We start from the raw sequence: 12,306 nt of genomic DNA, 5'->3' as shown, positions 1-12,306 counted from the left end.
GCGCGGTCGGGCGCCCACACAGCGACCAGCCGATCCGCACGCCGTGGAAGAGGATCCACTCGGTGTCCGGGGGCACGGCGTGCAGGAGCCCGGTGAAGTAGCCGGGCGCCCACACGGGCTGGTCACGCCGCGTCCTGTCCACCGACCCAGACCAGTCGTGCGGTGATGTCCGGGCCGTGGGTCAGGAGTTGGCAGGCGCGTTCGGGTGTCCGCAGGCTCAGCCGCGAGCCACCGGTCGCCACCACCTCGACGCGGTCGGCGAAGGCCATGCCCCACGCGGCGATCCGCCCGTCGACCCGCTCCCCGCGCTCCTGCACCACGGCGAACAGGCGGGGCGCCTCCACCGCGACCATGTCCTTCACCAGCGCATCGAACTCGTCCTCGCCGTACACCGTCATCGACTCGCTCATATCCACATGCCGTGTCCGTTCGATCACCTGACGTGAGCTACAGTTGCCCATCAGGAACTGAGATGAAAAGTGGGAATCCCATTTTTCACCCGAACGGGGGCCGGGATGGTCGACGAGAACGAATGGGTCGTGACAGCGACCGTGCGCCGCTGGCAGCTCACCGAAACGCTGCGCCAACTGCGGGAACAGCGCGGCTGGACGATGGAGGAGGTGTGCGAGCGGCTGGCGCCCATCGGCGGCAAGTGGTCGACGTCGAAGATCAGCCGGATCGAGACCCGGCAGCAGGGCGTCAAGTCGTTCGACGTGGAGCGCCTGCTCGACGCCTACGAGGTGACCGACGCGAACACCCGCGAGTGGGTCCTGGGCCTGTCCGCGCGGGCCGGCGAACGCGGCTACTGGCTGGCGATCCGCAAGGACCTCCCGGAGGACTTCCAGCAACTCCTCCACGTCGAGGCAACCCTGCTCGCCGCCCGACAGCTGGAAACGCTGGTCGTGCCGGGCCTGCTCCAGACACCGGACTACACGCGGGCACTGGTCGTCGGGGCGAACCCAGGCCTGGACTTCGAGACCACCGAACGGCGCGTCCTCGCCAGAATGGCGCGCCAACGCGTCCTCAACCGCCCCAAGCCGTTGCGGTACCAGGTGATCCTCACCGAGACCGTGTTGACGACACCGGTCGGCACCCCCTCGGTGATGCGTGGGCAACTGGCCCGACTGGTCGACGCCGCCGAGGCCGACCACATCACCATCCAGGTACTTCCACGCTCCGCCGGCGCGACTCCCGCCCTGGATGGCTCTTTCTCGGTCCTCACCCTCCCGGATCCGATTCCCGACTTCGGCTACGCCGAGGGCCAGGGTGGCTCGATGTACATCGAAGACCGCGAACACGTCCGGGCGCTGGTCGAGAAATGGGGCGTTCTCACAGGCTGTGCCCTGTCCCCCGCTGACTCGCTGGACGCCATCAAGGCAGCCGGGGACACTTGTGGGTGAGGCAACCGAAGGGATTCCCATGAACCCCGCTTGGCGCAGAAGCAGTTACTCCGGCAGCGGAGGCACCGGCGGCGGCAACTGTGTCGAAGCCGCCCGCCTGACCACCGGCCGGTTCGCCTTACGGGACAGCAAGAACGCGGCCACGCTGACGTTGCCCCGCGACAGCTTCACCGCGTTGCTGCGCCACGTGATCGGCTAGACGCCGGCCGGGCCGGTGGGGAACAGGTAGCGGTCGGCCAGGTGGTTGAGGACTCGGCGGGCCGAGCGGAAGCGTTGCGCCACCTCCGTGATCACCGCGAGGCGTTCGGTGCGGATCTGGGTGAGCTGCCAGGCTGTCTGGTACCAGCGGGCGCCCAGGTACTCGAACAGTTCCAGTGACGGGGCACTGGCGAGGGACTGGTCGACGCCGGCCGCCCGGACCAGTCTGGTCGCGTCCACGGTGGACAGGGCGCGTTCGCCGGCGGTGTAGTCGGGGTAGACGCCGGTGAGGAACAGGGCCACGTCGCCGAGGCGGCGGTAGATGCCGGGGCGTTCGGCTTCGCTGACCGCGTCGACCAACCCGGCCAGGCGCACCGGGTCCAGTTCGCTGAAGCGGCGCCAGCGCGGCCCCCGTCCGGTCTGGACGCGGTAGCGGCCGCTGGCCACCCGGGTGAACGACGCCAGCAGCTCGACCAGGAACAGCACGCGCACCGGGTCGGCCAGGAACTCGACCAGTTGGGGCGTGTCGAACACCGGAACCCGCTGGCGCAGGCCGGTCCGCTCGTCGACATGGGTCATGAACGCGAGTTCCTGCTCGGCCCGGCGCACCATCACGGCGAACAGCAGGAACGGCGACACCTCCGCCATCCGGCCCTTCGCCAACGCCCGCTCGCCGAGGACGGCCTCGAAGACCCTCGGGTCAGCGAGCAGGGTTGGTAGGCACTCCGGGTCACGGCGCACCTCGGTCGGGGGTACTCCCAGGGCCGAGGACAGCAGTCGAAGGTCACTGTCGGTCACATGGTCTGCGTAGAGCTTTCCCACGTTACCCATCTACCAAGATTACGATCACCAGCAGCTTTTGGACAGTGCCCACTTTTCGACCCGGCCAGGTGAATGACAATCCGTTACCTGATCCTGGGCCTTCTGCTGGCCCTCACCACCACCGCCCCCGCCACGGCCGACGCGTTCGTCGCGACCGTCCACCGGGTGACCGCCGACGACCTGGGGGCCAGTTGGCGGGACGGGTGTCCGGTACCGCCGGAGGACCTGCGGCTGGTCACGCTCACCCACGTCGGGCTGGACGGGCGGACCCACCGGGGGCAGCTCGTCGTCGCGACCGGCGTGACACCCGATGTGGTGAACATTTTCCGGACGCTCTACCGCGAGCGTTACCCGATCGAGCGAATGCGGACGGTGGACCACTACGACGCCGACGATGACCTGTCCATGGCGGACAACAACACCTCCGCGTTCAACTGCCGCCCGATCACCGGCGGCACCGCCTGGTCCAACCACTCCTACGGCCGCGCGATCGACCTCAACCCCCAGCTCAACCCCTACATCTCCGCCTCCGGCGAGGTCCTGCCGCCCAACGGCGCCCCCTACGCCGACCGCACCCGCACCGACCCCGGTCTCATCCACGCCGGCGACCCGACCGTCCGCGCCTTCGCCCGCCACGGCTGGGACTGGGGCGGCTACTGGACCAGCCCGATCGACTACCAGCACTTCGAGCGTGAAATCCGGTGAAACCTCGCTGAAGCCACCGGCGCGCAGGCTGCGCCCGTGATTACCAACAACGTCGCAGCCGGCACACCATGTGGCAGCTGATCCGTGAGCTCCCGGCCGGCGGCGTCACCATCCTGCTCACCACCGATACCAGGGTGCGGTGGCGGCGCGGCGCGGCGCGTCCCTCGGCCCGCCCCGCAGCAACCCGAACCGGTCCCGGAGCCCGGCGGCGATCTCGGCCACCGACCGCACCCGCCCCCGCGACGCCGCCAACTCGATCGCCAGCGGCAGTCCGTCGAGCTGGGCACACAGCGCCCGGGTCTCGTCCTCGGGGCGGCGGTCGGTCCAGAGCCGCCGCGCGAGCGCGGCCTGGCCCAGTCCGGCGCGCGGCTCGCCGGCCAGCAGCGCGAGCAGGTCGCGCACGCGGGGGCGGGTGATCTCGTGGCCTCGGTAGGCGACCGTCGGCAGCAGCACCAGCTCGATGGTCACCGGCCGAGCCTAACCAGAACGGGTGTTGAGCCGGGCGGCCTGCCTGGTCAGGTGGTCGCGTTCGGCCGTGGAGGTGGCCCGGCCGGCGGCCTCGGTGTACAGGGCGGCCGCCGCCGTCAGGTCGCCGGCACGTTCGGTGAGGTAGGCCGACGCCGCCGTGTACCGGGGCAGGGTGTCGTCCAACGGGGCCAGGGCGGCCAGGCCGGCCCGCGCGCCGTCGGCCTCGCCGAGCGCCACGGCGCGGTTGAGGCGCACGACCGGGCTGTCGGTCAGCGCCACCAGCTCGTCGTACCACTCGACGATCTGGGGCCAGTCGGTCTCCCCGGCGGTCGGCGCGTCGGCGTGCAGGGCCGCGATCGCCGCCTGCGCCTGGAACTCGCCGAGCCGGTCACGGGCCAGCGCGGCCCGCAGGATCGCGACGCCCTCGGTGATCGCGGCGGTGTCCCACCGGGTGCGGTCCTGCTCGGCCAGCGGCACCAGGGCACCGTCGGGGGTGGTGCGGGACGCCCGGCGGGCGTGGTGGAGCAGCATCAGCGCCAGCAGCCCGGACACCTCGGGGTGGTCGATGGCCGTGGCCAGCTGGCGGGTCAGCCGGATGGCCTCGGCGGCCAGGTCGACGTCACCCGAGTAGCCCTCGTTGAACACCAGGTACAGCACCCGCAGCACGGTCGCGACGTCGCCCGGCTGGTCGAACCGCACGCCCGAGACCGTCCGCTTGGCGCGGCTGATCCGCTGGGCCATCGTCGGTTCGGGGACCAGGTAGGCCTCGGCGATCTGGCGGGTGGTCAGGCCGCCGACCGCGCGCAGGGTCAGCGCCACCGCCGAGGACGGGGTCAGCGACGGGTGCGCGCACAGGAAGTACAGCTGGAGGGTGTCGTCGGTGGAGCTGGCCTCGCCCGGCGGGGGCTGGTCCTCCACGTGGTCCTCGCGTCGCCGCCGCGCGGCCTCGGAGCGGGTGGCGTCGAGGAACTTGCGCCAGGCGGCGGTGACCAGCCAGCCCTTCGGGTCCCGAGGAGGGTTGGCCGGCCACACGCGCACCGCCTCCACCAGCGCGTCCTGCACGGCGTCCTCGGCCGCCGCGAAGTCGGCTCCTCGGCGGACGAGGATCCCGAGCACACCCGGTGTGAGGCCGCGCAGCAGCGTCGCGTCCAGAGTCATCCGTTCAGTGTCGTTTCGCTCAGTGTCATCCGTTCATGTCATTCGCTGACGGTGGGCGGGGCGGACATCAGCGGACGCAGCTCCAGCCACTCCTGCAGCGGCTTGCCACCGGCGGCGGGCGCGGCCGACAGCTCGGCGGCCAGCTCCAGCGCCCGGTCGTAGCTGTCCACGTCGATGATCATCCAGCCGGCGATCAGGTCCTTGGTCTCGGCGAACGGCCCGTCGGTGACCGGCGGCCGGCCCTCGCCGTCGTAGCGGACCCAGGTGCCCTCCGGGGCCAGCGCGTCGCCGCCGACGTACTCGCCGGTGGCCTCCAGCCGGGCGGCGTAGTCGCGCATGTACCGCAGGTGGGCCGAGATCTCCTCGGGGGTCCACTGGTCCATCGGCACGTCGTTGACCGGGTTCGGGGCGCCTCGGTAGTGCTTGAGCAACAGGTACTTGGCCATCGTCTTCTCCTCGTCACCGTGCGGCCATTGTGGCCACAGCCGTCCCGGGGACGGAGCCGGCCCCCGGTTCTCGACATGCCCGGTCCGAACCGGTCCGGACTGGTGCGGGCCGGTGCGGACCGGCCTGGCCGGCTGGGCCGTTTCGATCATTTCTCGGAGATTTCCCACCGGCCACAAGATCAATCACGGTGAATATGTCGCACCCTGTGTGCATGACGATCATCATTCACCCACTTGCGCACCCTCCGGCTAATCACTCGGGCACGCTGAGTAAACTTTCTCGAGTGGCACGCCAGCGCGCTCGCGCAGCTCCGCCCCTCGCAATTCACGGCCTGTCCTCGCTGTGCGCACCGACGCTCACCGACGAGGCCGGGCCGGCGCTCGCCCGGCCGGCAGCCGCCCCGCACGCAGGGCCCCCACGCAGGGAGAACGTGCCGTGGAGCCGGCCGGCGACCGCACCGAGGCCACCCCTGGGCACCTTCCCCGGCGAGTCCGCCCCGGAATTCCCCGGCCCGCCCGACCGGCCGCGGTCCCGGTCCACCCGGAACACGATCATGAATACCCCCGCCGTGATCACGACCGCGCGGCGCGGCCGGACCAACACCCGCCCGGCGGCATTCTCCTGGCGACCGTTCCCGGCCGACGTTTCCAGAATTCCCGCCGCCCCCGGACAAGCTCCGGACACACCCGGCGACCCGCCGCCCCTCCTGGCGAACCGGGACGTCGGCTCTCTGCCTCCCGGGAGTCCGGGACGTCGATGCTGCACCCACACCGATGCCTTCGGGCAGGCCGCAGCATCGACCGAGGGAGGACACGTCATGCCAGAACCGCTCCGAATCCCCGTGCCGGGTCGCACGGGAATGCACGACAGCACGATGCCCCGCCACACCGGACACCGCGCCAACGGCGGCTGACGGCACATCTTCGAGGGGGCTCACCGTGTCGCACGAGCAGACCGTTCGGACAACATCCCTACCAGGCAAGGAGATTCTCACCTCAAGGGTGCTCGCCACGACCGCGGCGGCCTGTCTGCTGGCCGTCGTGGTCGCGTGGGCGCTCGATCTCGGTCCGGCGGCGACCAACCCGCGTGACTGGGTGGTCGCCGTGGTGTACAGCCTGCTGGGGGTGCGCATCGTCGCGCACTCCCGGCACAACGCCATCGGCTGGATCGTGCTGGTCATGGGCCTGTGCGCCGCGCTGGCCGTCGGCACAGAACTCTGGTCGACACCGGTACTGGACTGGCTCGGGACCTGGATCTGGTGGCCGAGCCACGCACTGCTGCCACTGGCGACCCTGCTGTTCCCCGACGGCCGGCTGATCTCGACGCGCTGGCGGGCGGTCCTGGTCCTGTGCGTGCTGGGCGTCGTACTGCCCTGCGCCGGGATCGGCTGGGCGTCCTGGGGCGCGCCCGGCACGTTCTGGACCCAGGTCGGCACGACGGCGACCCGGGGAGCGCCGCTGGTCGTCACGATCGTCGGGGTGTGCTGCGCGTTCGCCGGGCTCATCGGCTCGGTGGTGTCACTGTTGCTGCGCGGCCGTCGCGCCGACCCGACCCAGCGCCGGCTGCGGCTGCTGACGGCCGGGTGCGCGGCCGTCCTCGTCCCGGCCTGGTTCTTCGACTTCCTCGGCGCGGCCTGGGGGCTGTGGATCTTCGCGGCGGCGTTCCCGATCGTGGTCGTCGTCGGCATCCTCTGCTACGACCTCTACGACATCGACCTGCTGGTCCACCGCTTCCTGCTCTACGGGCTGCTCACCGTGGTCCTCGCGGCCGCCTACCTGGCCATCGTCCTGGCCCTCACCACCGCGCTGCCCTCACAGGCCGACGTCGTGGGCACGGTCGCCGTCGTCCTGGCCATCGCCCCGCTGCACCGGTGGCTGCGCGGCCTGGTCGACCGCTGGCTCTACGGCGAGCGGTCCGACCCGTACCGCGCGCTCACCGACCTCGGCGAGCGGCTGGCCAACCCGCTGCCGCCGGAAGAGGCCCTGGCCGAGATCGCGCACACCGTCAGCGCGGCACTGAAACTGCCCTACGTCGCGATCCAGGAGGGCCCGGCCGACGAGCCGCGTCTGCTGGCCACCCACGGCCACAGCCGGGGCTGGCCACAGCTGCCGGTACCGCTCCAGCACCACGGCCGCACGGTCGGCACGCTGGTGGTGGAGGTCAGGGCACCCGACGAACACCTCGGCCGGCGCGAACGCGAACTCCTGCGAGCGCTGGCCAGACAGGTCGCGCTCGCGATCCGTTCCGCCCGGCTGGCCGAGGACCTGCGGCGGTCCAACGAGGAACGCGAGGAGGACCTGGTCCGCCTCACCAACGAGTTGCACGACGCGGTCGGGCCCAGCGTGACCGGGATCCGCCACCAGGCCGACGCGCTGCGCCGGTCGATCGACACCGCCCAGACCGAGACGCTCGACAAACTCGACCAGATCGTCCGGGACCTCACGACGGTGTCGGTCGAGGTACGCGAGCTGTCGCGCACCGTGCGCCCCGGCGCGCTGCGCGAGGGCCTGCTGCACGCGGTGCGCGCCAGGGCCGAGCAGTTCGCCCGCCCCGGGTTCACCGTCGAGGTGAGCACGACCGACGGGCTCGACGGGCTGCCCGACGACGTGGAGCGCGCGGCCTACCGGATCGTGGGCGAGGCGTTGACCAACGTCGACCGGCACGCCGGGGCCGCGAACTGCCGGATCCAGCTCACCGGCAGCGCCGACGGCCTGGAGGTGGCGGTGACCGACGACGGCCACGGGATCGCCCCCGAGGCGGGGATCGGCACCGGCCTGGACTCCATGCGCCGCCGCTGTGTCAGCCGTGGCGGACGGTTCCGGGTCGAGCCGCTCGCACCGGGAACCCTGGTCGTCGCCTTTCTCCCCTTCCACGAGCCGGTCATGTCCATCAACTCCGCTTGACACCACCAGGGAGCCGCACGTGAAAGAGGCGCAGGTCCGCGTCGTGATCGTCGAGGACCAGGAGATCTTCCGGCGAGGGCTGCGCGCCCAGTTCGACACCGACCCCGCGATCGAGGTCGTCGCCGAGTTCGGCACGGCGCTGGAGGCCGTGCGGGCCGTTCCCGAGCTGAGACCCTCGGTCGTCCTCATCGATCTGCGCCTGCCCTGGCGTCCCCACGAGAAACCGAGGTACTGCGGGGCGGAGGCGATCCGGCAGATCCTCCGGTGCTGCCCGGGCGTGGGGATCGCGGTGGTCACCGCGTTCCCGGAGAAGGAGCGCGTGCGTGAAGCCCTGCACGCGGGGGCGCTCGCCTACGTGATGAAGGAGGACCCGGCCGAGGATCTGCTCAAGGCCGTGCACCAGACGGCGGCGGGAGCGGCCTTCCTGTCGCCGGCGGTGGCCGCGCTGCTCACGCACCTCATCGCCGCCCCGACCAACGGCGGCGCCACGTTCGCCGAACTGACCCAGCGGGAGAACGACATCCTGGCTCAGTACGCGGCGGGAAAGACCGTCCCGGAGATAGCCAGCTATTTCAACATCGCGCGGCGGACCGTGGACAACCGGCTGTCCGAGATCGTCGCGAGACTGGGAGTGCCGACCAGAAAGGACGCGGGCGCGCGGGCGCGCGAGATCGGGCTCGGACAGCCGGAGGATCCCGGTCAACCGGGGTGAACTCCCCTACCACCCGGGATTCCGGGATCTCCACGATATCGATCGTGATCAGTGACAACAGACCGTACTACCGGTCCATCCTCGCCGTCGACGTCGAAGACTCCGCCACCAGGAACAACTCCGCGAAGGCGCACATGCGCGCCGCGCTCTACGACCTCGTGATCGAGGCATTCGCCGCGAGCGGAATATCCGAACACGATCACGACCCGTTCATAGATCGCGGTGACGGAATTCTCGCCCTCGTCCACCCGAACGACCACGTCCCCAAGACCGTGTTGCTGCACACGGTGGTGCCGGCGCTCAGCCAGCTGATGACCCTGCACAACCTGTGCTCCCCGGCCGACGGGTTCCGCATGCGCGCGGTGCTGCACGCGGGCGAGGTGCACCACGACCGCCGGGCACCGTTCGGCGAGGCACTCGACCTCGCCTTCCGGCTGCTGGACGCGCCGGAGACCAAGCTCGCGCTCCGGCGCACGACCGCCCCGCTGCTGCTCGTGGTCTCCGACGACATCTACCAGTCGGTCGTGCGGCACCGCTACGAGGGCATCGACCCGGTGTCCTTCATCGCCTTCCCCGGCCAGCGGCCGGCGACGGCACGCGGCTGGTGGCACGTGCCGACGCCGGCCACCCGCCACGCCCTCGATCTCGGCGACGTCCTGACCTGACCTGATTCCGATGCCAGCGCCCCGGTCGGGGGGTGACGCCGCCGCGTCGCCTAGAACGCCCGCACCGGAGGCGCCGCATCCTCGCACGAGGGAGAACAGCATGACCCTGACATCGCAACCCGAGGACCCCCGGGACGGCGACGAAGGCAGCGCGTGGTCAGTGATGTCGGACGAGGAATTAGCCGAGGTGGTCGCCGAGGCCCTCACCAGCGAGGTCGTCAGCCGTGCCGAGGAGACCCTGCTCGACGACGTGACCGCGGTCGCCGACACCGAGCGGATCGACCGGCTCGACGCCGACCGGCGGCTGGTGGAGTACCTGGCCGCCACCGGCTTCGCCGGGCAACGCTTCGAGGTGGCCTTCAGCAAGCTGGCGCGACGGCTGTTCAGCTACGCGTTCCCGATCATGACGCTGTGGGTCCGCGACGGCACGATCTTCGGTGAGTGCGCGCGGTACCGAGGTCGCGTGGACACCCCCGCCGCGGCCGCCGCCGCGGCCTGGAGCGCCGCGGACCGCGCCGAGGTGGTGATCGACTCGATCATCGACGCGGTGGACTTCTTCCTCGACTACGCGTTGCGCAAGGGAAAGTGGGACCACCGCCGGGGCGCGACCCTCACCACCTACTTCGTCGGCTCCTGCGTGTGCTGCTTCATCAAGGTGTGCAACGCCAGGTGGAAGCACCAGCAGCTCGAGGAGGCCTTCATCCGGTCGGCACCGAGGACCGAGGACGACGGCGGAGACCTCGACGACCCGGTCGAGCGGATCCCCTCCCCCGACGCCGACCCCGCCGACCTCGTCGCCACCCGTGACCACGCCGCCGGGCTGTGGTCGCGGATCTCCGACGAGAAACTGCGCGAGGGCCTGGCGTGGCACCTGAGGACCGGCGGCACCCAGGCGGCGGCCGCCGCCGAGGTCGGCCTGAGCCCCAAGGCCTTCGAACGGCGGCTGCACCGACAACGCACGAAGCTACGTCCACCGGACACCGCGTCCGAGGACGAGGGGAGGTCGTGATGACGTTCGGCAACGAGATCCACCACCAGGTCCCGCCGGTGCACCTCGGCGACGGCGGGGTGCACGGCGACGAGTTCGACCGGCTGTTGGAGCGGTCCAGCGTCGGCGCCGCCAACGCCGTGGCGATCCAGGCGATGACGCCCGAGGAGGTCGTCGACCGCGTTCAGGACCGGGTCCCCTTCGGCGGCCGGGCGCCGGCCGGCGAACGCGGCCGGGACATCGACGACGTGTTGCTCGACCTGGTGCGGTGGGCGGCCCACCCGCCCGGGTCGGGTCAGACCGGCGCCGTGGAGCGGGACGGGCCACCGTGGCGACCCCTGACCGGCGGCCTGATCTGGCATGCCTGCGGCAGCGCCCGGACCGCGACGGTCATCGCGATCGTGCGGGAACTGGCCGAGGCCAACGTGTTCGGCTACGTGCGCCGGGACGTCGCGCGCTCGATCGTCGACATCGCGTTCGGTGGCGCGGGCCGCGGTCAGCCGCTCATGTATCACCTCGCGCACAGCGCGGCGCCCCGGAGCGGACTGGCCGAGGAGGTCGCCGAGCACCTGCGCGGTCACCCGCAACGCCCCGTGGACAGGATCCAGCTCCGGTGCGCCGACGCCCAGGACCTGCGCGGTCAGGTCCAGCGCGACCTCTCCGAGCTCAGCCGGCGGATGTCGGCCACGGGGGCGAGCCCGGTGCGCTGGTGGGACCCGCCGGCCACCGAGACCGGCACGGACCCGCGCGACGCGCTGGTGCACACCGTCATCCGGTTCGCGATCCGCTGGTACAGCAGGAGATTCGCCTTTCTGGTGCGGTACCGGCGGGCCGTGCCGGACGTCCCGGCGATCGACGCGGTGTCCGGATCGCTGCTCGGCCTGCTGCACAGCGGCCCCCTGAGCCCGCGCATCGTGCTCCCGTTCGTCAACGGACCGCTGGGACTGCCGCACGTCACCCGGGCCGGCCTGCGTGAGGAACTGCGTGACCTGTACCGCAAGGGGCTCGTCCGGCCGGCCACCAGGGTGCGCGCGAACAGCTCGCACACCCGTTTCCGGCTGACCGGCGACGGGCAGCGGGAATTCCGGAACTGGCTGCTGGTGAAGCCAGGAGGAATTCGCGGAGCGGTGGTGCTGCGGCTGCTGCGCACCACCCCGTTCACCCCGCAACAGTACGAGAAACTACGCACCCTGTCCGTGTTTCTTGATTTCGACGAGGAACAGACGCGGGACCTGTCGCAGTGGATCACCCACAACCTGCGCGGCACGTCCGCCGAGTACTCGACCGGCGAACATCTGCTCAACGGTCTGCTCGGCCCGAAAAGTTCCCGCCGCGCGCACGTTCGTGATGATCCGAACCCCCTTGTTCCCGGGATTCCGGGATCAACAGACTCCGGGCAGCGAGAAACCTCGCACCTCCCCAGTGAATCCCGTCAGGAGATGATCGCCATGTCCCTTCCCACCGAGGACCTGACCCCGGTCCCGCACCCCGTGCTGGGTGACCTCGAACTCTGGTACCAGGCGTTCGAGGCCTACGCGGCCGTCGCCGCCCCGGACGACGGCCACTTCCACGGCCCGCACTCGGCGCGGCCGGTCGACCTGGAGCGGCTCGTGCTGGGCCTGAAGTGGTTGGAGGAGCAGGAGCCGGGCTCGGTGCGCGCCCTGCCCGGTCTGGACCGTCTCCGCGAACTGGTCGCCCTCGGCGGCCTCGACGCGGGCAGCGGCACCGGCACCGGCACCGGTACCGGCGTGGCCCCCCTGCACTCGGGGTCGGCGTGCCACAACCTCTGGCACTGGATCCACGGCTCCTGAGCCGGACGCGCGGCCAGGACCGGGGACGG

14 protein-coding genes are annotated in these 12,306 nt (G+C 71.2%); 8 read left to right on the top strand and 6 right to left on the bottom strand.

Annotation, left to right across the window (positions count from 1 at the left end; all coding sequences use genetic code 11):
* Positions 1–122: 122 nt before the first annotated feature.
* Positions 123–410 carry a hypothetical protein gene (locus BLA60_RS37800; protein ID WP_075137891.1) on the bottom strand — a complete coding sequence of 96 codons (288 nt, stop codon included), beginning with the start codon at positions 408–410 and terminating at the stop codon, positions 123–125.
* Between the two features lie 105 nt (positions 411–515).
* Between BLA60_RS37800 and BLA60_RS37795 the strand changes: the two genes are divergently transcribed.
* Positions 516–1,400 carry a helix-turn-helix domain-containing protein gene (locus tag BLA60_RS37795; protein WP_075137890.1) on the top strand — a complete coding sequence of 295 codons (885 nt, stop codon included), beginning with the start codon at positions 516–518 and terminating at the stop codon, positions 1,398–1,400.
* Positions 1,401–1,419: 19 nt separating this feature from the next.
* Complete coding sequence (locus tag BLA60_RS37790; protein ID WP_075137889.1) at positions 1,420–1,599, top strand: DUF397 domain-containing protein; 180 nt, start codon at positions 1,420–1,422, stop codon at positions 1,597–1,599.
* Here BLA60_RS37790 and BLA60_RS37785 read toward each other — a convergent pair.
* Positions 1,596–2,396: a hypothetical protein gene (locus BLA60_RS37785; RefSeq protein WP_084735971.1), complete on the bottom strand. Its 801-nt coding sequence runs from the start codon at positions 2,394–2,396 to the stop codon at positions 1,596–1,598. The genes BLA60_RS37790 and BLA60_RS37785 overlap by 4 nt on opposite strands.
* A 96-nt stretch (positions 2,397–2,492) precedes the next feature.
* On the opposite strand from BLA60_RS37785, the gene BLA60_RS37780 reads away from it, so the two are divergent.
* Positions 2,493–3,125, top strand: coding sequence for a M15 family metallopeptidase (locus tag BLA60_RS37780; protein WP_075137887.1), 633 nt, complete (start codon positions 2,493–2,495; stop codon positions 3,123–3,125).
* Positions 3,126–3,242: 117 nt separating this feature from the next.
* Here the strand turns inward: BLA60_RS37780 and BLA60_RS37775 are convergent, their stop codons facing one another.
* From BLA60_RS37775 to BLA60_RS37760, 4 genes are all read right to left on the bottom strand, one after another.
* Positions 3,243–3,593, bottom strand: coding sequence for a hypothetical protein (locus BLA60_RS37775; RefSeq protein ID WP_075137886.1), 351 nt, complete (start codon positions 3,591–3,593; stop codon positions 3,243–3,245).
* 9 nt (positions 3,594–3,602) lie between these two features.
* On the bottom strand, positions 3,603–4,745 hold the full coding sequence (locus BLA60_RS37770; RefSeq protein ID WP_211288989.1) for an RNA polymerase sigma factor: 1,143 nt from the start codon (positions 4,743–4,745) through the stop codon (positions 3,603–3,605).
* A 44-nt stretch (positions 4,746–4,789) separates the two neighbouring features.
* Complete coding sequence (locus BLA60_RS37765) at positions 4,790–5,197, bottom strand: YciI family protein (RefSeq protein WP_075137884.1); 408 nt, start codon at positions 5,195–5,197, stop codon at positions 4,790–4,792.
* A 325-nt stretch (positions 5,198–5,522) separates the two neighbouring features.
* Positions 5,523–5,753, bottom strand: a complete 231-nt coding sequence (locus BLA60_RS37760) for a hypothetical protein (protein WP_154814872.1) — start codon at positions 5,751–5,753, stop codon at positions 5,523–5,525.
* 446 nt (positions 5,754–6,199) lie between these two features.
* Between BLA60_RS37760 and BLA60_RS37755 the strand changes: the two genes are divergently transcribed.
* The 5 genes from BLA60_RS37755 to BLA60_RS37735 all read left to right on the top strand — a co-directional run bounded on the left by BLA60_RS37755 (position 6,200) and on the right by BLA60_RS37735 (position 12,277).
* The gene (locus tag BLA60_RS37755) at positions 6,200–8,101 is read left to right on the top strand and encodes a histidine kinase (RefSeq protein ID WP_075137882.1); all 1,902 of its coding nucleotides are present in this window, start codon (positions 6,200–6,202) and stop codon (positions 8,099–8,101) included.
* A 19-nt stretch (positions 8,102–8,120) separates the two neighbouring features.
* Positions 8,121–8,813: a response regulator transcription factor gene (locus BLA60_RS37750; RefSeq protein ID WP_075137881.1), complete on the top strand. Its 693-nt coding sequence runs from the start codon at positions 8,121–8,123 to the stop codon at positions 8,811–8,813.
* A gap of 44 nt (positions 8,814–8,857) precedes the next feature.
* A complete protein-coding gene (locus tag BLA60_RS37745; RefSeq protein WP_075137880.1) occupies positions 8,858–9,478 on the top strand; it encodes a hypothetical protein in 621 nt (206 codons plus the stop codon).
* A gap of 100 nt (positions 9,479–9,578) precedes the next feature.
* Complete coding sequence (locus BLA60_RS37740) at positions 9,579–10,487, top strand: hypothetical protein (protein WP_075137879.1); 909 nt, start codon at positions 9,579–9,581, stop codon at positions 10,485–10,487.
* Entirely contained in the window at positions 10,487–12,277 is a 1,791-nt protein-coding gene (locus BLA60_RS37735) for a hypothetical protein (RefSeq protein ID WP_075137878.1), read from the top strand. The genes BLA60_RS37740 and BLA60_RS37735 overlap by 1 nt, the downstream gene beginning before the upstream one ends.
* Positions 12,278–12,306: the final 29 nt, after the last annotated feature.

It is taken from the genome of Actinophytocola xinjiangensis (assembly GCF_001921215.1).
GTDB lineage: Bacteria > Actinomycetota > Actinomycetes > Mycobacteriales > Pseudonocardiaceae > Actinophytocola > Actinophytocola xinjiangensis.
This window is presented reverse-complemented; position numbering and strand designations above follow the sequence as displayed.

Coding starts and splice junctions, on each gene's coding strand:
- BLA60_RS37790 (WP_075137889.1), top strand. CDS start 1,420: ATGAACCCCGCTTGGCGCAGAAGCAGTTACTCCGGCAGCGGAGGCACC.
- BLA60_RS37800 (WP_075137891.1), bottom strand. CDS start 410: ATGAGCGAGTCGATGACGGTGTACGGCGAGGACGAGTTCGATGCGCTG.
- BLA60_RS37735 (WP_075137878.1), top strand. CDS start 10,487: ATGACGTTCGGCAACGAGATCCACCACCAGGTCCCGCCGGTGCACCTC.
- BLA60_RS37760 (WP_154814872.1), bottom strand. CDS start 5,753: ATGATCGTGTTCCGGGTGGACCGGGACCGCGGCCGGTCGGGCGGGCCG.
- BLA60_RS37795 (WP_075137890.1), top strand. CDS start 516: ATGGTCGACGAGAACGAATGGGTCGTGACAGCGACCGTGCGCCGCTGG.
- BLA60_RS37740 (WP_075137879.1), top strand. CDS start 9,579: ATGACCCTGACATCGCAACCCGAGGACCCCCGGGACGGCGACGAAGGC.
- BLA60_RS37780 (WP_075137887.1), top strand. CDS start 2,493: ATGACAATCCGTTACCTGATCCTGGGCCTTCTGCTGGCCCTCACCACC.
- BLA60_RS37765 (WP_075137884.1), bottom strand. CDS start 5,197: ATGGCCAAGTACCTGTTGCTCAAGCACTACCGAGGCGCCCCGAACCCG.